This is a genomic window from Nocardia sp. NPDC046763, assembly GCF_040645495.1.
In the GTDB taxonomy this organism is placed as follows: Bacteria; Actinomycetota; Actinomycetes; order Mycobacteriales; family Mycobacteriaceae; genus Nocardia.
In genome coordinates, this window is record NZ_JBEYYI010000004.1 from 273,278 (window position 1) to 297,768 (window position 24,491).

The window sequence follows — 24,491 nt, forward strand, 5'->3', positions numbered from 1 at the left end:
GTAACTCACCGGGCACGCCCAGAATCGGTTCGGCTCCCAACCGCCGGCACGGGTGCACGACTTCACGGCACCCGGCCGTCCGCCGCGCGAAGAGGCGGAGCGGCAGGCGCGGAGAGGCGGGACTGCGAGGCGCTATGTGTAGCGGGAGTAGCAGGTGTCCTGGGTGCCGAGGACACCGGCGCGGAAGGCGTCGACCCGGGAGAAGCCGCTGGGCACCGTCTTGCCATCGGTGTCGCTGGCGGCCAGGCCGTCGGAGAGCAGACCGGAGACCGCCTCGTCGATATCGCCCGAGGTGAGTGTGATAGTTCCCTGCGACTTGTTTCGGCTCGGGTCGGCCAGTTTCGCGGTGATCACACCCGACAGGCAGGCCGCCCGCAGGCCGGTCTTGGCGCCGGTGAGCGCCTGCCCAGCCGCGTGCTGCACGGCCAGGGCGTACCGGGAGATGAAGACGATATAGGCGGTGTAACTGCCGGTCACATTGGCGGGCAGGCCATCCTGATCGTCGGCGTTGGAGACACCGCGGTCGTGCAGCGCGGGCACGTCGGTGCCGATCAGATTGGTGGCCGGACAATAGGTGACCGGTGCGGTGTCGGCGGCGTTGCGGCAGTTCAGTTTCGCGGTCTGATAGTTGTATTTCGGTTCGTCCGGGATGGGCAGGATCGAGGCCATCGCCTTGGCCAGGTCCTCCAGATCGGCCTGGTTCACCTCGGGTTCGGCCTGTGTGGCATCGCCGTTGCCCTGCGGCAGATTGACACTGCGACGGTCGATCTCGTTCTGATCGATCGCCTTGCAGCCCTTGGGCCCTTCGGTGAAGCCGATCTGCACCGCCGTCACCCGCTGGAACGCCGAACCGTGCACGCTTTGCGGATCGTCCGGATTCTCGTCGCGGAAGGCCACCGTGGCGGCCAGCACCGCGTTCAATCCGTCGGAGGTGTTGATGGTGAAGTGCTTGGCCTTCCCCTCGGCCACATTCCGGATGAACGCCCCCGCGAAGCAGTCCGCCTGCTGCTCCTTGACGATGGTCGGGGTGCGGCGGCCGACGAGCTTGGCCATCTCCTGGATGGCGTGCCCGTACTCGTGGGCCAGCACCATCACCACCGACATCTTTCCGAACTCGTCGGCCACCGCGGGCAGCAGCACTCCGCGATCCCAGCCGACGGATCCGTCCAGGCGGCAGTAGGCGGCATTGACGAGCCGGTAGCTGGACTCCCCGCAGAACTGCCCGGCCTGCGAGCGCGGCGTCTTGGCGCTCCACGAGATGAACTTGCCGACCGGGGTGAAGACGCCGGCGAACTCGAGCGGGAACTCGCCCTGCCAATAGGTCTGGATATCGTCGAGCGCGTTGAGAACCAGCCGGTCGATCTGGCCGCCGTCGGAATCCTGCGCGGTCAGCGTCGAATCCGGGGCGCCCGCGCGCGGACCGCTGGGGCCGCTGGTGGTGGGCAGACCGGCCACCTTGAACGGGTCGTCGTAGATGGAAACCGCGCGACCGTGAACAGTTCGTGTACATCCGGACACAAGTGCGACCGCGAGCATCAGCACCCCCGCCACCACGACCATGCGGCGCATCCCCCCGGACCGGCGCGTGCGCACCGCCTCCCCCTGGCGTCTCGCCACGTGCACTCCCTCACAGGCCGATTCGATCTTCGTCCCGTTATCGGGCGGGCGGCCGATAAGCGCAACGCCGGACTCCGGGGGCTTCGCTTATTATCCAGCCATGTCTTCACCGGGGGCGCAGCAGATCACTGTGCGTCATGAGGGAACCGAGCGGGTCTTCGACGCGACCCAGCAGATCACCATGGGCAGGGCGCCGGAGGTGACGCTGTTCGTCGACAGCCCGCTCGTGTCCCGGCTGCACGCGACCCTCAGCTACGAGGCCGGGTCGTGGATGCTCAGCGACAACGGCAGCACCAATGGCGTCTTCGTGGACGCCCGCCGCCTGACCACGCCATTGGTCATCAACCGGCCCACCCAGGTGCGGCTCGGCGATGCCATCACCGGGCCGCTGCTGCACCTGCTGCCGCAGACCAGCCGGGGCGGTGGCACGCCGCAGCCGCAGCAGCGCCCGGGCATGATGCCGCCGCCGAATCGGCCACCGTCGCGGCCGATGCCGCAGGCGGGTCAGCCGCAGCAGGCTCAGCAGCCGCCGGTGCCGCTCTACGCGCAGCGCCCGCCGGTACAGCAGCGGCCCAATCCGCAACAGCCCTGGCCCAACCCGGCCCAGCCCAACCCGGCCCAGCCCAACCCGAATCTCGCGCAGCGGCCGCCGGTGAACCGGCCGGCGTCCGGGCCGCAGCATCAGCTGCCGCACCCGGCACCGCACCAGCAGCCGAATCCCCTGCAGCAGCGGCAGACTCCGCCTCCCGTCACCTCGGCGACGCCGAACGTGCCGCGCCCGCCGGTGAATACGCCGCCCCCGGCCGCCGGTGACAACATCAACATGACCACCAAGGCGGACACCTCCGCGCTGCCGCCGATCCGCGCCCGCGCCTCCACCGCGGCCATCGCGCGCGCCGACCGGATTCCGCGCGACGGCCTCAACATCGGCCGCACCAGCGACAACCAGATCGTGGTCAACGACCCGATGGCCTCGCGCCGGCACGCCCGCCTGGTGCCGGACCGGCAGGGCCTGGCGATCGAGGACCTGGGCTCGGCCAACGGCACCTTCGTCAACGGCCGCCGCGAACAGCGGGCGCTGCTGCGGGAACGCGACATCGTCACCATCGGTAACGTCGACTTCGTCGTGCAGGAGGGCACGCTGGTCCATCGCCAGCGGCCGGTCACCGAGCAGGGCCTGCACGTGCACGGCGTCTCGTTCACAGTCGAGGGCAACAAGCAGCTGCTCATCGACGTGAACATGCAGGCCGGGCGCGGCTCGCTGACCGCGATGATCGGCCCCTCCGGCGCGGGCAAGTCGACCCTGTCGAAACTCATTGCGGGAACGACGCATCCGTCCGCGGGCGTGGTCACCTTCGAGGGCCGCAACCTGCACGCCGAGTACGAAGCTCTGCGCTCCCGGATCGGCATGGTGCCGCAGGACGACGTGCTGCACCGGCAGCTGACGGTCAAGCAGGCGCTCAACTTCGCCGCCCAGCTGCGCCTGCCCCCGGACACCAGCAAGGCCGATCGCCAGCAGGTGATCGCCGATGTGCTGAAGGAACTTTCGCTCACCCAGCACGCCGACACCCGCGTGGACCGGCTGTCCGGCGGTCAGCGCAAACGCGCCTCGGTGGCCATGGAGCTGCTCACCGGTCCCTCGCTGCTCATCCTGGACGAGCCCACCTCGGGCCTGGACCCGGCGCTGGACCGGCAGGTCATGACCATGCTGCGGGAACTGGCCGATGCCGGGCGCACCGTCATCGTGGTCACGCACTCGGTGGCCTGCCTGGACATGTGCGATCAGGTGCTGTTGCTCGCGCCCGGCGGCAAGACCGCCTTCTGCGGGCACCCGGGCAGCGTCGGGCACGTCATGGGCACCAGCGACTGGGCCGAGATCTTCGGCCGCGTCGCCGCCGATCCGGACGGGGCCTTCGCGAATTTCCGCTCCCGCCAAGCCTTCGCGGAGCCGCCCGCGCCGGTCAAACCCGTGGAACGGGCGAAGGCGCCGAAATCGAGTCCGCTCAAACAGTTCTCGACGCTGTCGCGGCGGCAGCTGCGGCTCATCTTCGCCGACCGCGGCTATCTGGCGTTCCTCGCGATCCTGCCGTTCGTACTGGGCGGCCTGTCCCTGGTTGTGCAGGGCAAGAGCGGATTCGAGTCCGTCGGCTTCGTGCAGGCGCCCGACGGCAGTTTCGTGCGCGCCAACAATGGCGAGGCCCAGCAGCTGCTGGTGGTGCTCATCCTGGGCGCCTGCTTCATGGGCGCCACGCTCACGGTGCGTGACCTGGTCGGCGAGCGGGCCATCTACTACCGGGAGCGCGCGGTCGGATTGCGTTCCGGCGCATACCTGATGTCGAAGGTCGTCGTCTTCAGCCTTGCGGCACTGCTGCAGTCGGCCGTGATGATCGGCATCGTGCTGGCTGTGAAGAAGCCGCCGAGCAAGGGCGCGGTGATTCCCTACGGCCCCGCGGAGCTCTACCTCGATGTCGCCCTGACCGCGGTGACCTGTGTGGTGCTGGGGCTGGCGCTGTCCGCGCTGGCCAAGTCCAACGAGCAGGTGATGCCGCTGCTGGTGGTGATCATCATGGCGCAGCTGGTGATGGCGGGCGGCATGATCCCGGTGACGGGCCGCGTTGTGCTGGACCAGCTTTCCTGGCTGTTCCCCTCGCGCTGGGGCTATTCCGCGGGGGCGTCCACGGTCGATCTGCCCAACCTGTCGGCCTCGGCGGCGGCGCAGCAGGACCACTTCTGGAAGCACACCGTCGGCGCGTGGGCACTGGATGTCTCCGTGCTCGCCGTAATCGCCGTGCTGCTCGCCCTGTTCACCTGGTCGCGCCTGCGCTTGAAGAAGTCGGCAGCGTGATCGGCCATTCGCACGGTCCGGGGTGCGAAGTGTGGATTCGGTCGCGCATGCGTCGGGGCGAGCAGGCAGACTGATGACTGTGACGGCTCGAGTTGGGGCAGTGCATCTCGGCTGGGACGTGGTGTCGGTGGCCGCCGGTGGCGGCGGTTCGCCCATTCGCCCGGTCCAGGTCGAAAGCACATACACACCGCCCGCATACCTGCTGGCGGATTCGTCCGGCCGGCTGCACACCGCCGGCGTGGACCGGCGTCCCGACGTCGGCATCGCCATCTCCGATGTGCGCGACATCATCGGGCACCCGCAGATCGTGGTGGCCGGGGCGACCTGGCCGGCCGAGCTGGTCTTCCGGGCCCGCATGCACAATCCGCTCGCGGCCATCGTCGAGCACCTGGGCGGTGCGCCGGATGTGCTCGCGCTGCCCTTCCCCGATGAATGGCCCGACCCCAAGGTCGACGAATTCGTGCGCCTGGTCGAGCAACTCGGCGTGCCCGCCGAGCCGTTGCCCGAATCGGTCGCGCTCTCCGGCTATGTACGCGCCCTGGGCCTGGTGCGCGCGCCCGGTCGCGGTCCGGCGGTCGGCGCGGTCGGCGTCTACTCCGACGGCCGCGAATGCCTGGTCGTCGCAGTACACGGCAATGACGATCAGCCCACCGAGTCGGTCAGCGTCGCCATCACCGCCGAGGCCCTGCACGAGGCCCACGCCGCCGACAATGTGGTCATCGAGGTGATGGCCGCGGCCCGCGCCATCAATGCCGACACCTCGACGGTGCTGCTCACCGGCAATGTGTGTTTCAACGACGCACTGCGCCTGGCCTTCCAGAACCATCTGGGCCACCGTTTCCAGGTCGCCGATCACCCGATGCACGCCCTGGTCCTGGGCGCGACCCATCTGCTGGTCGCCGACAGCGAGGGCGACCCGGCCTACGACCGGCCCGCTGCCGCTGTGCCGCAGCCGGCGGGCGCCGATGCGCGCCCGATCGAACAGGGTCCGCGTCATGTCACCGGCGGCCCGGCCGCCGGGCAGCCACTGCAGCGTCAGCCCGAGCCGCTGGCCCACCAGCCGGAATTGATTCCCCGGCACATGGATTCACCGCCCGCACCCGAATCCGCCCCGAATCGAACGGATTCCGCGCGCGGCACCGGCCCGCAGCCCACCGTCGATCCCGCCGCCGCGCCCGATCGCTCGGGTGACGACCCGGCGGGCGCGACCGTTCGCCTCACTGCCGAGGAGGCCGCGGCCATCATCGCCGGCGCCAAGGCGAAGCGGGCAGCCGGGACTGGCCCACAGGCCGTGGCCGATCCCGCCGCGGAAGGACTCACCCGGCGAATCACCGCGCAGGAGGCCGCATCTCAGAGCGGTGGCGCAGGCCCCGCGACCGGACCCGGCGGCCTGACCCAGCGGATGACGGCCGAGGAGGCCGCGCGGCTGACCGCGCAGGCGGCGGCCGGCACCGCGCAGGCGGCGGGCGGTCACGGGCGGCACGAGGTTCCGGCGGCCGGGCAGTCGCCGAGTGGCGATGCGGGCCAAGGGGTTCCGCGTGGCACCGAGAACCCGAGCACCGGGCCGCAGCCGGTGGCCGGTGGCCGCGGCACGCTGCCGCCCGGGCTGGAGGGCGTGGGCGGCCGGTTCATGCGGCCGCCCGGGTCGCCGGCCGATGATCAGCTGACCACGGTCATGGGCCAGGGTGGCGTCGGGGCTGGTCAGCAGGGATTCGGTCAGCCGGGCACGCCCGCCGCCGATGCCGGGCCCGGCTCGGGTGCAGGCGCGCAACAGGGTTCGGGTGGTGCGCCCGCCGGATCGTACGGTTCCGGTGGTTACGGCCCGGCCGGCGGCTACGGCCAGGCGGCCGGGCAACCGGGCTACGGCCAGTCCGGTGGGCAGCCCGCCGGCCAGTACGGACCCGGTGGTTCCTACGGTTCCGGTCAATCCGGTTCGGGCGCAGGGGCCTCCGGCTACCCGGCCGGTGCGGGCTACGGTTCGGCGAATGCCCCGGGTTCCGAGGCGGCTGCCCAGGGCGGCTACGGGCCGGGCGGTGCGCAGCCGAATGCGAGTGGCCAGTACGCCCCGCAGCAGGGTGCCGCCGGGCAGTACGGTCAGGGCGGATACGGCTCGGGCGGCTATGGGCAACAGGGTGGGTACAACACGGGCGGCTACCCGGTCGGTCCCTATGGGCCGGAGGGAGATACGTCCGGTTCGGGTCGCGGAAGTTTTGCTGGATCCGGTGGAAACGCTCCTGGTCAGTCCGGCGGGATGTACGGTGGACCGATGTCGACGGGGGCGCATGGGGCGAATCCGCAAATGCCGGAAGATGCGGCTGGGCAGTCGGATTCGGAATCCGGCTCCGAGGACGAGCGCAAACAGCGCAAGGGCAAACTGTGGAACAAGATGCGCAAGCCCTTCGGCGCTCCGATCATCGTCGGCGCGGCGGCGCTGTCGCTCCTGGGCGCGCACTCCGACCAGCGGTCCGACCCGGCCGCGTCAACCACGCCCTCCGACACCGTGATTCGGGTCGCCGGCGGGACCGTGCGCCCGGTCAACGAATCCTGTGCCCTGACCCCGTTCGTGTCCGGCCTCCCGCACGCGGGCATCGCCACCGTCGGTGATCCCAGGGATCAGGAGTGCCTACGCTTCGGCATCGACACGCTGCGCTACACCATTCCCGGCCCCGCGCGCGGCGCCGATCCGGGACCGCCCCTGCACATCTGATCCGTCCGCCGCGAGATCGTCGAGCCGCAGCCAGCTGGTGGCGGTCAGCAGCTCGACCCGGGAGACCCGGGGCGCGGGTCCGGTGTGACCGGTCAGCGCCCAGGCGCGTTCGATGGTGAGTCGCAGCAGCCGCCGGGCCGCGTAGAACAGCAGCGCGGCCAGCGGCAGTTCGCCGATACCGGCGGAGAGCACGGCGAACCACAGATCCGGGCTGTTCCAGTCGAGCACGATGTCGAACCAGGCATCGCAGATCAGCAGCGTCCCGGTGATCATCGCCCATGGAATGAAGACCTGCCGGCGCCGCCAGGCGTGCCAGGCGGTCATGCCGATCGCGCCGACCAGCGCGAAATCGAAGCCCACCCACGCGATGTCCCACTGGCTGACCTGCCGTTCGGAGGGCAGGCTGACCGAGAGGTACGCGATCCAGGGGATCAGGAAGACCAGGCTGCCGGTCACCACGGTCAGCAGGATCCGGCGCATGGCGGCCGCATGCGGGTGGGGCATCGCCGCTGCGTGCGAATGGGTCGGCTGGATGCTGATCGCCATGGCGGCCTCCATTGGCAGGACGGCTGCACCAACCGTCGCGATGGTTCCCGTCCTCCTTACAATGCCCGTAACGGAGGAAGTCATTCCGCTTATGCTGTGAGATGGATCACTCTTCGTTGGGTGTTCCCTGCCCTCCGGGACCGATTCGGGAGACGGCCACCCCCGCTGGTAAGGTGGCTCGTTGGCGTGCGGTACGGCCGGGCAACCGGTTGTCGCGCGAGCCCCGGGTCTCCACCGGCCGCCGGGAATCAGCTCGACCTCACGCTTGGCTGGCAAAACCTACGACAGACAGGGATGCACTGTGCCTACGTACAGCCCCAAGGGCGGTGACGTGACCCGCAAGTGGTACGTCATCGACGCCACTGACGTAGTGCTCGGCCGTCTTTCCGTGCAGGCTGCCAACCTGCTGCGCGGCAAGACCAAGCCGACCTACGCCCCGAACGTGGATGGTGGCGACTTCGTCATCATCATCAACGCGGACAAGGTCGCCGTCTCCGGCAACAAGCGCGAGGACAAGGTCCTCTACACCCACTCCGGCCACCCCGGTGGTCTGAAGGGTCGTACCGTGGGCCAGATCCTGGACACCCGCCCCGACCGTCTGGTCGAGCGTGCCGTCAAGGGCATGATCCCGAAGAACAAGCTGGGCAACCAGATCATTCGCAAGCTGAAGGTCTACGCGGGCCCGAACCACCCGCACGCCGCCCAGCAGCCCATCCCCTTCGAGATCAAGCAGGTGGCCCAGTGACCGCTCCTGAGGAATTCAACGACGACTACGTCGTCGAGGACACCGCCGTGGAGGTCGTCGACGAGGGTGGCTACGAGGCCGAGGCCGAGTACACCGAGACCTTCGTTGCCCCGGTCGTCATCGACCGTCCGGTTCAGACTGTCGGCCGCCGCAAGGAGGCCGTGGTCCGCGTGCGCCTGGTGCCGGGTTCCGGCAACTTCGTGCTGAATGGCCGCACCATCGAGGATTACTTCCCGAACAAGGTGCACCAGCAGCTGGTGAAGTCCCCGCTGGTCACCGTCGAGCGCACCGAGACCTTCGACGTGCACGCCCGCCTGGTCGGCGGCGGCCCGTCCGGTCAGGCCGGCGCCCTGCGCCTCGCCATCGCGCGTGCCCTCATCGAGGTCACCCCGGAGGACCGTCCCGCCCTGAAGCGTGCCGGCTTCCTGACCCGTGACCCGCGTGCCACCGAGCGTAAGAAGTACGGCCTCAAGAAGGCCCGCAAGGCGCCTCAGTACTCGAAGCGCTGATATTGCGCCGTCGGGCTCTACCGTGCCCGGTCCTTCCGGGGGCCGGGCACGGTACGGTCTACACGGCAACCTGTACGAGAGCAGGCTCCCCGCAACAGTTTTCGGACTGGCTGGGCGCCTGCTCTCGTGCTGTATCGACCGAACCGGCAGGGGTGTTGAGGTAATGGGACGTTTGTTCGGCACCGATGGGGTGCGCGGGCTCGCCAACGATTCTTTGAGTCCGGAACTGGCGCTGCAGGTTTCTGCCGCCGCCGCTCAGGTTCTGAGTCGGGGGAAGAAGCGCGCGCTGGCCGTCGTCGGCCGCGACCCCCGCGCCAGCGGCGAGATGCTGGAGGCCGCCGTCACCGCGGGACTCACCGCCGCCGGTGTCGACGTGCTGTCGGTCGGCGTGCTGCCGACGCCCGCCGTCGCCTACCTGACCGGCCTGTACGACGCCTGCCTGGGCGTCATGATCTCCGCCTCGCACAACCCCATGCCGGACAACGGCATCAAGATCTTCGCCGCGGGTGGGCACAAGCTGGACGACACCATCGAGGACCGCATCGAGGCGCTCGTCGCCGAGGGCGCCTTCACTCGCCCCACCGGGGCCGCGATCGGGCGGGTGCTCGGCCGGCCCGGACTCGGCGGGCACGTCTACGACGTGCACGACCGCTTCAGCCTGGAAGGCACCCACGAGCGCTACGTCGAGCACCTGGTCCAGGCCACCGGCCGCGATCTGCGCGGGCTCGCCGTGGTGGTGGACTGTGCGAACGGCGCGGCCTCCGAGGTCGGGCCCACCGCCTACCGCGAGGCGGGCGCGACGGTCATCGCCATCAATGCCGAACCCGACGGCCTGAACATCAATGACGGCTGTGGCTCCACGCATCTGGAGCAGGTCCAGCGCGCTGTCCGCGAGCACGGCGCGGATCTGGGCCTCGCTCACGACGGCGACGCCGACCGCTGCCTGGCCGTGGACGCCACCGGCGCCGTGGTCGACGGCGACGCCATCATGGCCATCCTCGCCCTGGCCATGCGGGACTCCGGCGACCTGGTACAGAACACGCTGGTCGCCACCGTCATGAGCAATCTCGGCCTGCACATCGCCATGCGCGAGGCCGGAATCACCATGCGCACCACCGCCGTCGGCGACCGTTACGTCCTGGAGGATCTGCGTGCGGGCGGCTACACCCTGGGCGGTGAGCAGTCCGGCCACGTGGTCTTCCCCCGCTTCGGCACCACCGGCGACGGCGTCCTGACCGGCCTGAAGCTGATGGCTCGGATGGCCGAAACCGGCCGGGGCCTGGCGGAGTTGGCGAGCATCGTGCAGACCGTCCCGCAGGTGCTGGTGAACGTCCCGGTCTCCGACAAGGCGGCGGTCGCGACCGCGCCGTCGGTGCTGGAAGCCGTCGCCGAAGCCGAGCGCCTGCTGGGCGACACCGGCCGAATCCTGCTGCGCCCCAGCGGAACCGAACAGCTGGTCCGCGTCATGGTGGAGGCGACCGACCCCACCCAGGCGCAGCACCTGGCCGACAATCTCGCCAAGCTGGTCGCCGCCGTCTGAGTAGCCCCTGTCGTCCCGGCATGCCGAATCGCACGCCGGGAGAACGGGGTCAGAGCGTTTCGGTGAGCTGCCCGCCATCCATGTGCCAGCGGCGGGTGGCCCGGACGTTGTCGAGCATGCGACGGTCGTGAGTGACCAGGAGGACTGTGCCCTCGAAGGATTCGACGGCCTGTTCCAGCTGCTCGATGGCGGGCAGGTCCAGATGGTTGGTGGGCTCGTCCAGGACGAGCAGGTTCACGCCGCGGGCCTGGAGCAGGGCCAGTGCGGCGCGGGTGCGCTCGCCCGGGGAGAGAGTGTCGTTGGAGCGCAGCACATGTGGGCCGCGCAGGCCGAACTTGGCGAGCAGGGTGCGGACGTCGGACTCGTTCCAGTCGGGCACCTGGGCGCTGAAAGTGTCGGCCAGGGTGGCGGTTCCGCGGAAGAGGCCGCGCGCCTGATCGACCTCACCGATGGCGACACCCGAGCCGAGGGCGGAGGATCCGCTGTCCGGCTTCGTCTTTCCGAGCAGCAGGGACAGCAGCGTGGACTTGCCGGAACCGTTGGCGCCCGTCAGCACGATGCGGTCGCCCCAATCCACCTGCACCGTCACCGGTCCGAGGGTGAAGTCGCCACGGCTCACGGTCGCGCCCGACACGGTCGCCACCACCGAGCCGCTGCGCGGGGCGGCGGCGATGGACATGCGCAGCTCCCACTCCTTGCGCGGTTCCTCCACCGTGTCCAGGCGTTCGATGCGTTTGACGGTTTGCTTGACCTTGGCGGCCTGCTTCTCGGTGGATTCCGCGCGGGCCTTGCGGCCCATCTTGTCTGAGTCCGCCTTCGATTTGCGCCGGGCATTGCGGACACCGTGTTCCATCCAGTTGCGCTGCATGGTGGCGCGCGCTTCCAGACCGGACCTGGTGTCGGCGTACTCGTCGTAGGCCTCGCGCGCGTGTCGGCGCGCGATCGCCCGCTCCTCCAGATAGGACTCGTAACTGCCGTCGTAGACGCCGACCTGCTGCTGGGCCAGATCGAGTTCCACGATGCGATTCACGGTGCGCGCCAGGAACTCCCGGTCGTGGCTGATCACCATGAGGGGCTCGCGGACGCCGGTCACGAACTGCTCGAGCCGGGCCAGGCCGTCGAGATCCAGATCATTGGTCGGCTCGTCGAGCAGCAGGATGTCGAAGCGCGACAACAGGACCGAGGCCAACCCGGCACGCGCGGCCTGACCGCCGGAGAGCACGGTCATGGGGGTGTCCAGGCCGTGCGGGAGGCTCTCGGCCAGGCCGAGATCGGCGGCCACCTCGTCGGCGCGCTGCTCGAGGTCCGCACCGCCGAGGGCGAGCCAGCGCTCCAGGGCGGGGGAGTACTCGTCGTCGCCGCCGTCGGCGAGGCGTTCGGCGGCGGCATCCATGAGCTGCTGGGCGGCGGCCACACCGGTACGGCGGCGTAGGAATTCGAGCACGGTCTCGCCGGCCAGGCGCTCGGGTTCCTGGGCCAGGTAACCGACGGTGGCGTCGGGCGGGCTCAGCACGATCTCGCCCTCGGGGGTGTGACCGTCGGCGAGCATGCGCAGCAGGGTGGACTTCCCGGCCCCGTTCACCCCGACCAGCCCGATCACATCGCCCGGGGCGAGGATCAGGTCCAGGTCGGAGAACAGGATCCGCTCACCGTGTCCGGCGGCCAGGCCGCGCGCATGCAGAGTGGTGCTCACCAGGGCGATTCTGCCGTGTTCGGGGTGGCACCCTGACTCCGGCCCTCGGAAAGTTCAGGGTCGTATCGGGGCGAGCGACCGATGTGCGCCGAGATCGAGCTGGGCACAGTGGGAGACATGACGACACAGTTTCCGACTCCGGCCCCCAAGCGCCTGACCCGCTCCGGCACCGACAAGTGGATCGGCGGCGTGTGCGGCGGCCTCGCCCAGTACTTCGGCTGGAACGCGAACCTCATCCGCGCCCTGTTCGTGCTGTCCTGTCTGCTGCCCGGCCCGCAGTTCCTCATCTACATCGCGCTGTGGATCGTGATCCCGAAGCAGTGAGTTGTCCACAGGCCGCGAGTTGTCCACATTCGTGATCGAGGGTGATGCGGGTGCCTCGGCAAAGTGACAGGATGAGAGCCACGTCACAGCGAAGGAGTGCACACCATGGTCACATCGGGTGATCTGCCCGGACTGGAGCTGCCTGATCTCGACGCGCACACGGAACTCGGCGGGCTCGGCGCGGTCGAGTTATCGCACCCCACGCAGGATCTCGACGGTGACGGCCTGCTGGACACCGTGACCACCAACACCGATCACGCCATGCAGGTGTGGACGGATCTGGATCACGACGGCTACGCCGATCATGTGACCGTGGTGGACAGCGGCGGGGACTTCTCGGCCTGGGAGTTCCACCACAATCCGGACGGCACCACCGAGTGGGTGCGCATGGACGTAGGACACCTCGGCGGCACATAGCCGGGGCGGCGGGGGTTTTCACGGCATCGCGATTCGAGGGGGACCAATGAGTGAATCGGGCGATTTCGGCGTGCGCATCGCGGCCCTGCGCGACGGGGCCACCACCTTGCGCGACAATGCGGCGGCCCTTGGGCGGCATGCCCGTACGGTCGGCGATCACGCCTTCGGTATCGGCAGGGACGAAGCCGGGCGCAACTATTCCGCGCAGGGCATAGCCGTGCGCCAGGGCTTCGAGCGCGCGGCCGCCTGCCTGCGCTACTGGGGCGCGGCCGCCTCCGCCTCCGCCGAGGTATTCGACCGCGCCGCCACCGAATACACGCGCCTGGACCGTGAACACGCGACCGCGCTCACGAGGGTGGGCCGATGAGCTTCGACCCCGCCGGCAAGAGCGTCGACCAGATTCTCGATTACGGTGCGCCCGGACTCCAGTACTGGGAACACTTTCTGCCCCTGTACACCAAGGTATTCGGCGCGCCGGAGGGGCTCGGCCACGCCGACCTCTATGCCCGCTACGACGAGCAGCGAGGCGCGGATCTCATCGAATTCGATACCGCCCGAACCGAACTGGACAGAGTGCTCACGGACGCCGAGTCGCGTTGGTCGTCGCATCAGGCTGTCGCGCAAACCCTGCCCACCGCCTGGACCGGCGCCACCGGCACCGAGGCGCTCACCATCGTGAATTCCCAACTGCGCCAGGCCCGCGACGATCTCGACACCATTCGCACCGCCTCTACCACCATCGCCGCCGCCCTGGACCCGCTCCGCGAATCAGTCCTCACCAAGGCCGAACACACCCTCGCCCTGCTCGAACCCACCCCGGACGGCGAAGGCCGCCTCGCCATCGACGGCAAGACCCCGGACGATATCGAAGCTCTCGACCCCATCGACCCCTGGCTCACCGGTACGTTCCGCGCCGACGTCGATCACAAACTCGCGGCCTTCACCGCTGCCTGCGCCACCACCAACGAGACCTTCGAATCCCACTACCGCACCATCATCACGGCCCTGGCCCAGGTCATCGACCATCCCTACCCGCAACCCGCCCAGGCGCTGCTGCCCGAGCCCGAGGAGAGCCCGGCCCCGAGTATTCCTACGCCCCAGCCTCTTCCAGCGCCCCAGTCGTACCCAGCGGCAACGCCGCCGACATCGCACCCTCAGCTGCCGCAGCCGGTCGTCCCGCCTGGATACCCGCCCCCTTCTGGTGGGGCAACCACATCCGACCCGACCCAGCCGCAGTCTCCGGATCGAGCCCAGCCGACGGCCGTCCCGCCGGAATCCTTGCCCGGCCGAGCGGGTTCCAACGCACCGGCCGCCGAGACGCAACCGGCCGGCGTCGCGGATCCCGGTGGTGCGGAGTCCGGTGGCGCCCTGGGATCGACGGACGCCGGAACCGGAGCATTCCCGGAGCAGGCCCAGCCGCGATCCGGCCAGTTCAGCAGGACTCTGAAAGACGCCCTCTCCCAACTCGAAACCGGCCTCCAACAGGGTATTTCCGCCGCCGTGGAGAAGCTCGGCTCCCTGGCCGGCCAGACGTCGCCATCGCCCGGTGAATCCGAGGCTGCAAACGAGCCCAAGCCCGACACGGATCACCCGGAGGGCCAAGCACTCCCGCGCGATCGACTCGAATTCGACCTGGCCGAAAAGCATTTCGTCCTCGACCGCACGCCTTCCGGTGACCTGATCCTCACTGCGACCGACGAATCCGGCCGAACCCACACCTACACGCTGTCTTTCGATCAGAACGGCATCCCCGTCCTCGCCACCGACGATCCGGCCCACACCCCCACCGCTCCCACCGGTGATGCCAACACGACCCCGGACCCACCCGCTACAGGGAGCGGCGGCGGAACGCCGGGTACGCCGAAAAACACCCAGCCCATAGACCCCAGCGAGGTTGGACCCACCCCGGACCAACCTCTCCACCCGAACTGCGTACCCCGTACCTGCACAGTTCCCGACCCGCCGATCGCTCCACCGAACCCCTGCCCCGATCACACCCCGGATCAGGCTGCGCCGCCGGAGGTTCCGGCCCCGCCACACGCCGCCGAGGACGATGTCCTGCCGGACTGCACCCAGCCGTCCACCCCCGATTGCACCCCGGACCAGGCTGCGGGCGGTTGCGTGCCGTCGACCTCGCCCGCGCCGACAGACCCACCGCCCGTGCCCGCGCACCCGCTCGATAACCCCGTGCCGTCAACAGCTACGGGTCAACCCGGGTCCGACGCGCCACTCACCGCCGCGACGCCCTGGTCGGCGGAGCCGGGTGCGCCGATGGAGATCCCGGAGGAAGGTCTCGAAATCCCTGAGACCACCGAACCTCTCGCGCCGTAATGGGGTCCCGGTAGTAGTCGCCGAAGTTTCAACGAAGTTCGGCGTAGTCACTGAGCACGAGACGCGGAGTCGCCCCCAGCCACTCGCATCCGACGCGAGGAGTCGCATCTGATGCGAGCCCGTGAGCGGCGATGTCCACGGACCAGCGTTTGCGAGACGACCTCTGGGGCAATGCGTTTCCGCAGTTCGAACCTGTATCGCCTCCCGTGTACGCAGCACTATCTTCTTCTGGAAGATTCAGTATATACTGAAATAGCTAGAAGAACATGAGAGGACGGTGGGATGAGTAGGTCGGATTCCGAGCGTGAACGGGTGTTGGAGTGGGTCGAGCAGGTGGCGATGTTCTGCACCGCGGAGTACGGGGTGCCGCCCATCGCGGGTCGGATCCTGGGGTGGTTGATGATCTGCGATCCGGCGGAGCAGTCGGCTGAGCAGATTGCGGCGGCGGTCGGTGCGAGCCGGGCGTCGCTTGCGACCAATATGCGGGTACTGACCGACGCCGGTTTCATACGGCGACGCACGAAACCCGGCGAGCGCACCAACTATTACCGGATGGACGACGACGCCTGGGAAACCGTGGTTCGGCGGCGCGTGGCCAGCCTGGCGGCATTCCGCGATGTCGCCGCCGCCGGAATGGAATTGGCGGGGACCGACACCACCCGTGTCCGGCGACTGCGGACCGCATATGAGGTCTACGACTGGATGACCAAGCGTCTCACCGAGGAACCTCTTCCATTCCGAAAGGACGAAAAGTGACGACCTCATCGACTCGCTATGAGCGGACGGCGATAGTGGCCGGCGGCGGTATCGGCGGACTCGCCGCCGCGATCGGGCTGCGGCGGGCAGGGTGGTCGGTCACCGTGCTGGAACGACGCCCCGATCTTCACGAGATCGGGGCCGGCTGGTCGTTCGCACCCAATGCCGTGCGAGCGGCGGACGCGCTGGGCGTCGGCGACGAGTTGCGCGCCGTGTCGGTGCCGACGCAGGCGGGAGCGACATTGCGCACACCCGCCGGTAGCTATCTCATGCGATTCCGCCCGGGACGCGACACGGCGCTGCTGGCCAACCATCGCGCCGATCTGCACGACGCACTGCTTGCGCACCTTCCTGCCGAATGTGTGCGCGCCGCAGCCGAAGTCACCGGTATCGAGCAATCCGACAGCGGGGGCGTCGTCTCCTACCGCACGCCGGATGGTCAAGGGCAGGTCACGGCCGACATGGTCGTCGGAGCCGACGGGATTCACAGTGTGGTCCGCCGATCGGTCTTCCCGAATGCTTCCGGGCCGGTCTTCCAGCGTGTCCTGTGCTGGCGCGGCGTCTCCACACCGGGGTCGGTGTGGCCGGTCGACGGATTCCAGACCTGGGGTCGTGGTGCGCGATTCGGCGCCCACCCATTGCCCGGACAGCGCGTGTTCTGGTTCCTCACGGTCCGCCAGGACCGGCCCGACACCCGATACGACGACGATCTCGCCGAGATCCGCCACCGGATCGGCGATTGGCACGACCCGATACCCGCCCTGCTGGATGCGACACCACCGGAATCGGTACTACGGCACGATATTTACGACCTGGATCCGCTGGACACCTACACCCGCAATCGGGTGGTGCTGCTCGGCGATGCCGCCCATGCCATGACTCCATTCCTCGCCCAGGGCGCCTGCCAGGCATTCGAAGACGCGACGGTGCTCGCTGCGCAGCTCTCGGGCGATACCGACATCCCCACCGCCCTGGCGCATTACGACCGACTCCGCCGACCCCGTAGCCAACGGGTACAACGCCTGGCTCGCCAGGACCCGAAAATCAGTCTGTCCACCAACCCGCTCACGTATGGGCTCATGACCCGGCTCACTCAGATGGCCGGCGCTGCCGTCGCTGCCCGTAAGTCTGCTCCCCTATGGGACTGGACCCCACCCGTCCTCGACTCACACCACTCCACGCCGGTCAACCGTGAATGACGTTGCCGCCGAACAGATTACGTTCCGGAGCGGCGAGGTGCGATGCGCCGCAGACCGCTAACTCCGTGACGGGGCCTGCCATTCGGGCCTGCGTCCGGCGATCGTCATGGGCCACAGCGTCCACATGGTCAAGGGGGTTGCGGGATATCCGTGCGAGGAGCGGGTTACTTGCGCAGGGCTTGGATGAGTTGGAGGACAGGGAGTTTCTGGGGCTGCTCGGGCTCTTCCTCGATGGCGTTGGGGTCCACGAGCTGGGTGTGGGGCAGGGCGGCTTCCGGGTCGGCGAAGGGCTTGTACTTCTTGTCGCCGAGGACGGTGTAGTTGAGGTAGCCGACGAGGAGGGCTCGGGTGAGGCGTTCGGTTCTGGGTTCGTGTTTGCCGGCGCCGAGGGCGGCCAGGGCGCGGCGGCCCTCGATCATGCCGTTGTGCCCGGCCTTGTCGAGCGAACGCAGGATCGCGCCGTCGCCCCAGGCGGCGGCCAGCGGGATGGCATCGGAGCTGACCGAGTCGATATCGGTGGCGCCGGCCAGGATCAGGGCCGGGGCGTCGATCTTGGGGGCCAGGGCCTCGGCGGAGGGCGCGGTGGGGGACGGGTACAGCGCCGCGACGGCGGCGACGTCGCGCTGGGAGGCGGCGATGACGGCCGCGCCCGCGCCCATGCCGTGTCCGGCCAGGGTCAGCCGCTTCGGATCGACGCTGACATTGCCCGCGCCCAGCCGCACCCCGGCGCAGATGTCGAGGGTGGTCAGCAGATCCGTCGCGAGGTTCAGGTGCGAGGGGATGGGTCCGCGCTCGGTATCGGGCGCCGCGGCGACATAGCCCCAGGAGGCCAGATGCTCCAGCAGCCTGCGGTAGTTGCCGACTCCGGTCAGCCACCCGTGCCCGAACGCCACCGCGGGCAGATTGAGTCCCTTCCCCGGTGTGTACACCACGCCGGGCAGCCCGGCGATGCCGAGATTCCCGCGCAGCACCTCGTGCGGGCCACGCAGGGTCAGAGTGCTCAGGAGCGATTTCACAGACGCCGACACGGTGTAGAACTTAGCTGGAATTCCGACGAGATGCTTTGACCCCACCCAAAGGCTCGCGGCCGTCTCGATTCTGGACTGCGCTCCGCATACCCGCGCTTGGAGGGGGGAGCGAAGCGGAGGGCAGATTGGACACAGCTTCGTCCGGCGCGCCTACCCCGTTAGGCTAGGGGGCCATGTGCGGAATCGTGGGGTATGTGGGGTACCGGGATGCGCTCGGCGTGGTGGTCGATGCGTTGCGCCGCATGGAATATCGAGGTTACGACTCTGCGGGAGTGGCGATCCTGAACGGCTCGGGCGGTCTCGCGGTGGAGCGCAAGGCCGGGCGCCTGGCCAATCTGGAGGCGGAGCTCGCCGAGACGGGGCGGGACCGTTTCGCCGGATCGACGGGCATGGGCCACACCCGCTGGGCCACGCACGGCGCGCCGACCGATCGCAACGCCCACCCGCATCGCGATGGCACGGGCCGGGTCGCGGTGGTGCACAACGGCATCATCGAGAACTTCGCCCCGCTGCGCCGCGAACTGGAGGCTGCGGGCGTCGAGCTGAGCAGCGACACCGACACCGAGGTGGCGGTGCACCTGGTGGCCCGCGCCTACGCGGCCGGGGACACCGCGGGTGATTTCGTCGCCTCCGCGCTCGCGGTGGTGTGCCGTCTCGAGGGCGCGTTCACCCTGGTCTTCTCGCACGCCGACCACCCGGGCACCATAGTGGCCGCCCGCCGTTCCACCCCGCTGGTGGTAGGTGTCGGCCAGGGCGAGATGTTCATCGCGTCCGATGTGACCGCTTTCATCGAACACACCCGGGAGGCAGTCGAACTCGGCCAGGACCAGGCCGTGGTCATCACCGCCGACGGCTACCGGGTCACCGATTTCACCGGCGCGACCGACGGCGTCCGGTTCCGTCCGTTCACCATCGACTGGGATCTGGCCGCCGCCGAGAAGGGCGGCCACGACTACTTCATGCTCAAGGAGATCCAGGAGCAGCCCGCCGGCGTCGCCGACACCCTGATCGGCCACTACGCGGGCGGCCGGATCATTCTCGACGAGCAGCGGCTGGCCGATCAGGAGCTGCGCGAGTTCGACAAGGTCTTCGTGGTCGCCTGCGGCAGTTCGTATCACGCGGGCCTGCTGGCCAAGTACGCCATCGAGCACTGGACCCGGCTGCCCGTGGAGGTCGAGCTGGCCAGCGAATTCCGTTACCGTGACCCGGTTCTGGACCGTTCCACCCTGGTGGTCGCCATCTCGCAGTCCGGCGAGACCGCCGACACGCTGGAGGCCGTGCGTCACGCGAAGGAGCAGAAGGCGCGAGTCCTGGCCATCTGCAATACCAATGGCGCGCAGATCCCGCGCGAATCCGATGCCGTGCTCTACACCCGCACCGGCCCGGAGATCGGCGTGGCCTCGACCAAGGCGTTCCTGGCCCAGATCACCGCCAACTATCTGGTCGGCCTGGCGTTGGCGCAGGCGCGCGGCACCAAGTATCCGGACGAGGTGGCGCGCGAGTTCGCCGAACTGGAGTCCATGCCGAAACTCGTTGCCCAGGTGCTGGAGTCGGCCGACCGCGTGCGGGAGATCGCCCGCCGGTTCGCGCATGTGCCGACCGTGTTGTTCCTGGGCCGCCACGTCGGCTACCCGGTCGCCCTGGAGGGCGCGCTGAAGCTCAAGGAACTGGCGTACATGCACGCCGAGGGTTTCGCGGCGGGCGAGCTCAAGCACGGCCCGATCGCCCTCATCGAGGACGGGCTGCCGGTCTTCGTGGTCATGCCCTCCCCGAAGGGCCGCGCGGTGCTGCACTCCAAGCTGCTCAGCAATATCCGGGAGATCCAGGCTCGCGGCGCGCGCACCATCGTCATCGCCGAGGAGGGCGATGACACCGTGCGCCCGTTCGCCGACCACCTGATCGAAATCCCGTCGGCCCCAACGCTGTACCAGCCGCTGCTGTCGACGGTTCCGCTGCAGATCTTCGCCGCCGAGGTGGCGCAGGCCCGCGGCTACGACGTCGACAAGCCGCGCAACCTGGCCAAGTCCGTCACGGTCGAATAGCCGCGCGGCTACTGGACGGTGACCGTGCCCTTCATGTCCGGGTGCAGCGGGCACAGATAGCGGTAGGTGCCGGGCGTGGTGAAGGTGTGGCTCCACTCGCCCTTGTGGATGATCGGGCTGTTGATGCCGAGTGCGACATCGCCGATGCCCTGCACGGCGTGCGGGGCGCGGTCGTCGAACTTCCAGGTCACGGTGTCCCCAGCCTTGACGGTGATGTCGGCCGGGGAGAACTTCATGTCCTTCACGTCGACGGTCACCGCGGCGGCAACCGCCGGACCGGTCGAGGTGACCGTCGCGGAAGCGGCCGGAGCAGCCGTTGTCGAGGTGGCCCCGCTCTTCGAGCTTTCCGACGAGCAGCCACCGGCCATCAGCGCTCCGGCCACGACGGCGACGACGGCGACGAGAAGCAGGACACGCGAAGACGACTGGCGACGGATCGACATGCCAGCCAGGTTAGTACCCGGCGATAGCGCGCCATGCGCGGGCACCGCGCTGACCTGCGCCGCGATTCGCCAGGCGTAGTCTCCTTCAACGCAGGCAATCACATCCGGGAGGCGACCATGACCGCACCGGCGGTGCGCGGGTACTACACGGCCGACGAGGTCCGGACCGCGGAGGCCGAGCTGTTCACCAGGGTTCCCGAGGGAATGCCCATGCGGCGGGCCGCCTTCGGCCTCGCCGACGTGGTGGCGCGGGAACTGCGGGAACGTACCGGGGGTGTGGCCGGTCGTGCGGTGACCCTGCTGGTCGGGTCGGGCGACAATGGCGGCGACGCGCTGTGGGCGGGCTCGTTCCTGCGGCGGCGCGGGGTCGCGGTGCGGGCGATCCTGCTGGTACCGGAGCGCGCCCACGCGGCCGGCCTGGCGGCCTTGCGTCGGGCGGGCGGGCGGATTCTCGCCGTCTCCGCCACCGTGGAGGAACTGCGGGAAACGGATCCGCGCCGGCTCGGGCTGCTGCAACACGTCTACACCAGCACCGCCGTGCCCTACCGGGTCGGTCAGCTGCTCGGTGCGCCGGATCTGGTGGTGGACGGGATTGTCGGCATCTCCGGTCGTGGCCCGTTGCGCCCGGTGGCGGCCGAACTGGTTGCGGGCGTGCGCTGTCCGATCATCGCCGCCGACCTCCCCTCCGGCGTCGATTGCGACACCGGAGCCGTGACCGGTCCGGCCGTCCGCGCGGACGTCACCGTCACCTTCGGCGCCTGCAAGCCGGTGCACGCGCTCGCCGCACCGCACTGCGGCCGAATCGAGCTGGTGCCCATCGGATTACGACTGCCCGAGGCGAATCTGATCGCGCTGGAACCGCGGGCGGTCGGCGCAGGCTGGCCGGTCCCCGGTCCCTCGGACGACAAGTACACACAGGGCGTCACCGGCGTCTGCGCGGGCAGCGGCACCTATCCGGGCGCGGCCGTGCTGTGCACGGGCGGCGCGGTCGCCGCCACCTCGGGCATGGTGCGCTACGCGGGCACCGGCGCGGAACAGGTCCTCGCCCACTTCCCGGAAGTGATTGCCGCCGAGACCATTTCCGCGACCGGACGGGTCCAGTCCTGGGTCTTCGGCCCGGGCGCGGGCACCGACTCCGCCGCCCGCGACCGGCTGGCCGAGATCCTGGCCACCGACCTGCCCGTGGTGGTGGACGCCGACGGCCTCACCCTGCTCGCCGCCGACCCCGGTCTGGTGACCGGCCGCGCCGCCCCGACCGTCGTGACGCCCCACGCCGGCGAATTCGCCCGCCTGACCGGCTCCGAACCCGGCTCCGACCGCGTCGCGGCGGTACGCAAACTCGCCGAATCCTGGCAGGTCACAGTGCTTTTGAAGGGTCGCGCCACCCTCGTCGCGGGCCCCGGCGTCCCGGTCTTCGTCAATGAGGCCGGTGGCTCCTGGGCCGCCACGGCCGGTTCCGGTGACGTCCTCTCCGGCATCATCGCCGCCTTGCTGGCCCGTGGGCTGGACCCGTCCTGGGCAGCCGCGGCCGCCGCCCGCGCCCACTCTCTCGCCGCCAACCTCGCCGCCCACGCCGCTACTTCCGCCGGGGCCCCGATCTCGGCTTCCCCCTTGCTCTCCCACGTCCGCGCGGCCATCGGCACGCTCCGGGAGCTCGCCTCCTGATCCCTGGCGGCCGCGCATGCGCCCGGGGTGTGGCTGATCCGGTTCCAGCTCGTCCTGCTCGTCGGCGCCGCGCTGTTCTATCCGGAGGATTTCACTCGCGAGTACTGGTAGCGGCCGCGCGGAGTGCGGTACGCGCGGCCGTGACGATCGGATGGGCACCGGTGCCGCTGCGGTAGGCGAGGTGGGTGCGGCGGCGGGTCGGCAGCGCGGTGAGGGTGACGCCCGGGGGTGTCGAGAGCGCGCCCAGATCCGGGACGAGTGCCACGCCCTGGCCCGCGGCGACGAGCGCCAGCACGGTGCCGAAGTCGTCGGCGTGGTGGCGGATACGCGGGGTGAATCCGGCGGCGAGACAGGCTCGGACGGTCATCTCATAGCAGAGGGTCCCTGGCGTGCCCGCGATCCACGGCGAATCGGCCTGTGCGGCAAGCGGTCCGGGTTCGCGGGCGGCCAGGTGGATGGTTTCCTCGAACAGCGGCTCGGTGTCGAGGCCGGGTTCGGGTGCGAGGGGAACGTAGTCGTACTCCTGCAGCAGCGCGATATCCAGGGTCCCGGCCCGGAGGGCGGCAGGGGCGGCGGCCGGATCCAGTTCGGTGACAAGCAGTTCCAGCCGCGGATGGTCTCGGCTCAGCGACACCAGCGCGGGGGAGAGGATGGCGTGTACGGCGGTCGGGAATGCGCCGATGCGCAGGGTGCCGGTGAGTTCGGTTCGGGCCGAGGCGAGTTCGGCGGTGGCCTGTTCCAGCACGGCCAGAATGGTCTCGGTGTGCTCGACCAGCCGCAGCGCGGCCGGCGTCAGGGTGACGCTGCGCCCGGTGCGTTCCAGCAGCGGCACCCCGGCCTCCCGTTCCAGCGCGGTGAGCTGCTGGGACACCGCCGACGGCGTGTAGGTCAGGGCTTCGGCGACCGCGGCGATGGTCTGGCGGTGCGCGAGCTCGCGGAGCAGGCGCAGACGGCGTACATCCAGCATCAGCTGATCTTATGCTCGGGCGAAGAAACGTGAAATAGACCTGAAGCCCGGTATCGATCACGCTGGTCACATGACATTCACCGGCCTGTACGTGCCCTTGGTCACACCCTTCACCGCCGATGGCGACCTGGCCGCCGACGCCCTGGAAGCCCTCGCCCACGAGGTCCTCGACGCGGGCGCGGCGGGCCTGGTCGCGCTCGGCACCACCGGAGAACCCGCCACCCTGACCGCGGACGAGCAGGCCCGGGTCATCGACATCTGCGCCAACGTCTGCCGCGAGCGCGCCGCCGCCCTCATCATCGGCGCGGGCTCCAACGCGACCATCGACTCCGCCCGCTCCCTCACCGCACTGGACCCGCGCGCCACCGCCGCCCTCGCGGTCGTTCCCTATTACACGCGGCCCTCGGAAGCCGGTGTGGTGGAACACTTCCGGACCCTCGCCGCCGCCAGCCCCGTGCCGCTGCTCATCTACCACATCCCATACCGCACGGCCCTGACCCTCGGTGCCGACACCCTGCTCCGCCTGGCCGAACTGCCGAATGTCGCGGGCTTCAAATACACCGCGGGCGGCATCGACGACACCACGATCGCCTTCATGTCCCGCCTGCCCGACCACACATCCGTGCTCGCGGGCGACGATCTGTATGCCGCCCCACTGCTCGCCCTGGGTGCGTCGGGCGCGATTCTCGCCTGCGCCAATGTCGCCCCCGCCGCCTACGCCGACCTGATCGCCGCCTGGCGCAAGGGCGAACTGGCATCCGGCCGCGAACTCGGCAACCGCCTGGCTCCGCTGGCCGCCGCCCTGTTCACCGAACCCAATCCCGTTGTGGTGAAGGCGGTTCTGGCCGCCCAGGGCCGCATCCCCTCCTCGGCAGTCCGGCTTCCGCTGCTCCCGGCAAGCGATGGGTCGTTGTCCGCCGCGGCGGCGGCGATCGCCGCTGACGTGGCGGCGGCGATCGCCGCTGCGAAGGTGACAACTGATCTCGTAAGGGCCGGGTAACTTGCCGGGTACGTCCGAAATCGGTTCGGTACCCAACCGCCGGCACGGGTGCGCGACGGTCAACGGCTCTCAGCCGCCCGCTGAAGGTTCGGAGCGGCAGCGGAGCGTGGCAGTATC

At 69.6% G+C, this 24,491-nt stretch carries 20 protein-coding genes; 14 read left to right on the forward strand and 6 right to left on the reverse strand.

The features are described from left to right. Positions 1-132: 132 nt before the first annotated feature. A complete protein-coding gene (locus ABZ909_RS08605) occupies positions 133-1,569 on the reverse strand; it encodes a metallopeptidase (RefSeq protein ID WP_356997314.1) in 1,437 nt (478 codons plus the stop codon). Between the two features lie 148 nt (positions 1,570-1,717). Here ABZ909_RS08605 and ABZ909_RS08610 point away from each other — a divergent pair, with 148 nt between their 5' ends. Next, positions 1,718-4,462 carry an ATP-binding cassette domain-containing protein gene (locus ABZ909_RS08610; protein WP_356997085.1) on the forward strand — a complete coding sequence of 915 codons (2,745 nt, stop codon included), beginning with the start codon at positions 1,718-1,720 and terminating at the stop codon, positions 4,460-4,462. Positions 4,463-4,541: 79 nt separating this feature from the next. Next, positions 4,542-7,169 carry a hypothetical protein gene (locus ABZ909_RS08615; protein ID WP_356997086.1) on the forward strand — a complete coding sequence of 876 codons (2,628 nt, stop codon included), beginning with the start codon at positions 4,542-4,544 and terminating at the stop codon, positions 7,167-7,169. Here the strand turns inward: ABZ909_RS08615 and ABZ909_RS08620 are convergent. After that, entirely contained in the window at positions 7,086-7,715 is a 630-nt protein-coding gene (locus tag ABZ909_RS08620; protein WP_356997087.1) for a hypothetical protein, read from the reverse strand. The genes ABZ909_RS08615 and ABZ909_RS08620 overlap by 84 nt on opposite strands. Positions 7,716-8,016: 301 nt before the next feature. On the opposite strand from ABZ909_RS08620, the gene rplM reads away from it, so the two are divergent. The 3 genes from rplM to glmM all read left to right on the forward strand — a co-directional run bounded on the left by rplM (position 8,017) and on the right by glmM (position 10,509). Then, the gene (gene rplM, locus ABZ909_RS08625) at positions 8,017-8,460 is read left to right on the forward strand and encodes a 50S ribosomal protein L13 (protein WP_326309446.1); all 444 of its coding nucleotides are present in this window, start codon (positions 8,017-8,019) and stop codon (positions 8,458-8,460) included. Between the two features lie 47 nt (positions 8,461-8,507). Beyond that, the gene (gene rpsI / locus ABZ909_RS08630) at positions 8,508-8,969 is read left to right on the forward strand and encodes a 30S ribosomal protein S9 (RefSeq protein WP_356997316.1); all 462 of its coding nucleotides are present in this window, start codon (positions 8,508-8,510) and stop codon (positions 8,967-8,969) included. A gap of 163 nt (positions 8,970-9,132) precedes the next feature. Next, positions 9,133-10,509: a phosphoglucosamine mutase gene (glmM, locus tag ABZ909_RS08635; RefSeq protein ID WP_356997088.1), complete on the forward strand. Its 1,377-nt coding sequence runs from the start codon at positions 9,133-9,135 to the stop codon at positions 10,507-10,509. 49 nt (positions 10,510-10,558) lie between these two features. Here the strand turns inward: glmM and ABZ909_RS08640 are convergent, their stop codons facing one another. After that, positions 10,559-12,202 carry an ABC-F family ATP-binding cassette domain-containing protein gene (locus ABZ909_RS08640; RefSeq protein WP_356997089.1) on the reverse strand — a complete coding sequence of 548 codons (1,644 nt, stop codon included), beginning with the start codon at positions 12,200-12,202 and terminating at the stop codon, positions 10,559-10,561. Between the two features lie 117 nt (positions 12,203-12,319). On the opposite strand from ABZ909_RS08640, the gene ABZ909_RS08645 reads away from it, so the two are divergent. The 6 genes from ABZ909_RS08645 to ABZ909_RS08670 all read left to right on the forward strand — a co-directional run bounded on the left by ABZ909_RS08645 (position 12,320) and on the right by ABZ909_RS08670 (position 17,229). Further along, entirely contained in the window at positions 12,320-12,526 is a 207-nt protein-coding gene (locus tag ABZ909_RS08645) for a PspC domain-containing protein (RefSeq protein WP_356997090.1), read from the forward strand. Positions 12,527-12,631: 105 nt separating this feature from the next. Continuing rightward, positions 12,632-12,943, forward strand: coding sequence for a DUF6802 family protein (locus ABZ909_RS08650; RefSeq protein WP_356997091.1), 312 nt, complete (start codon positions 12,632-12,634; stop codon positions 12,941-12,943). A 46-nt stretch (positions 12,944-12,989) separates the two neighbouring features. Then, positions 12,990-13,310 (forward strand): hypothetical protein, encoded by a 321-nt coding sequence (locus ABZ909_RS08655; RefSeq protein ID WP_356997092.1) that lies wholly within the window; start codon positions 12,990-12,992, stop codon positions 13,308-13,310. Further along, positions 13,307-15,274, forward strand: coding sequence for a hypothetical protein (locus ABZ909_RS08660; RefSeq protein ID WP_356997093.1), 1,968 nt, complete (start codon positions 13,307-13,309; stop codon positions 15,272-15,274). The genes ABZ909_RS08655 and ABZ909_RS08660 overlap by 4 nt, the downstream gene beginning before the upstream one ends. Before the next feature lie 282 nt (positions 15,275-15,556). Then, positions 15,557-16,030 carry a helix-turn-helix domain-containing protein gene (locus tag ABZ909_RS08665; RefSeq protein WP_356997094.1) on the forward strand — a complete coding sequence of 158 codons (474 nt, stop codon included), beginning with the start codon at positions 15,557-15,559 and terminating at the stop codon, positions 16,028-16,030. Next, a complete protein-coding gene (locus tag ABZ909_RS08670; protein WP_356997095.1) occupies positions 16,027-17,229 on the forward strand; it encodes an FAD-dependent monooxygenase in 1,203 nt (400 codons plus the stop codon). The genes ABZ909_RS08665 and ABZ909_RS08670 overlap by 4 nt, the downstream gene beginning before the upstream one ends. A 164-nt stretch (positions 17,230-17,393) precedes the next feature. On the opposite strand, the gene ABZ909_RS08675 is transcribed toward ABZ909_RS08670, so the two are convergent. Next, positions 17,394-18,257: a dienelactone hydrolase family protein gene (locus ABZ909_RS08675; RefSeq protein ID WP_356997096.1), complete on the reverse strand. Its 864-nt coding sequence runs from the start codon at positions 18,255-18,257 to the stop codon at positions 17,394-17,396. Between the two features lie 173 nt (positions 18,258-18,430). On the opposite strand from ABZ909_RS08675, the gene glmS reads away from it, so the two are divergent. Beyond that, positions 18,431-20,299, forward strand: a complete 1,869-nt coding sequence (gene glmS / locus ABZ909_RS08680; RefSeq protein ID WP_356997097.1) for a glutamine--fructose-6-phosphate transaminase (isomerizing) — start codon at positions 18,431-18,433, stop codon at positions 20,297-20,299. 8 nt (positions 20,300-20,307) lie between these two features. Here glmS and ABZ909_RS08685 read toward each other — a convergent pair whose 3' ends face one another. Next, positions 20,308-20,742 carry a plastocyanin/azurin family copper-binding protein gene (locus ABZ909_RS08685; RefSeq protein WP_356997098.1) on the reverse strand — a complete coding sequence of 145 codons (435 nt, stop codon included), beginning with the start codon at positions 20,740-20,742 and terminating at the stop codon, positions 20,308-20,310. Positions 20,743-20,874: 132 nt separating this feature from the next. On the opposite strand from ABZ909_RS08685, the gene ABZ909_RS08690 reads away from it, so the two are divergent. Then, on the forward strand, positions 20,875-22,407 hold the full coding sequence (locus ABZ909_RS08690; protein ID WP_356997318.1) for an NAD(P)H-hydrate dehydratase: 1,533 nt from the start codon (positions 20,875-20,877) through the stop codon (positions 22,405-22,407). 91 nt (positions 22,408-22,498) lie between these two features. Here the strand turns inward: ABZ909_RS08690 and ABZ909_RS08695 are convergent, their stop codons facing one another. Next, positions 22,499-23,374, reverse strand: coding sequence for a LysR substrate-binding domain-containing protein (locus ABZ909_RS08695; RefSeq protein ID WP_356997099.1), 876 nt, complete (start codon positions 23,372-23,374; stop codon positions 22,499-22,501). A gap of 70 nt (positions 23,375-23,444) precedes the next feature. On the opposite strand from ABZ909_RS08695, the gene dapA reads away from it, so the two are divergent. Beyond that, positions 23,445-24,374, forward strand: coding sequence for a 4-hydroxy-tetrahydrodipicolinate synthase (gene dapA, locus ABZ909_RS08700; RefSeq protein WP_356997100.1), 930 nt, complete (start codon positions 23,445-23,447; stop codon positions 24,372-24,374). Positions 24,375-24,491: the final 117 nt, after the last annotated feature.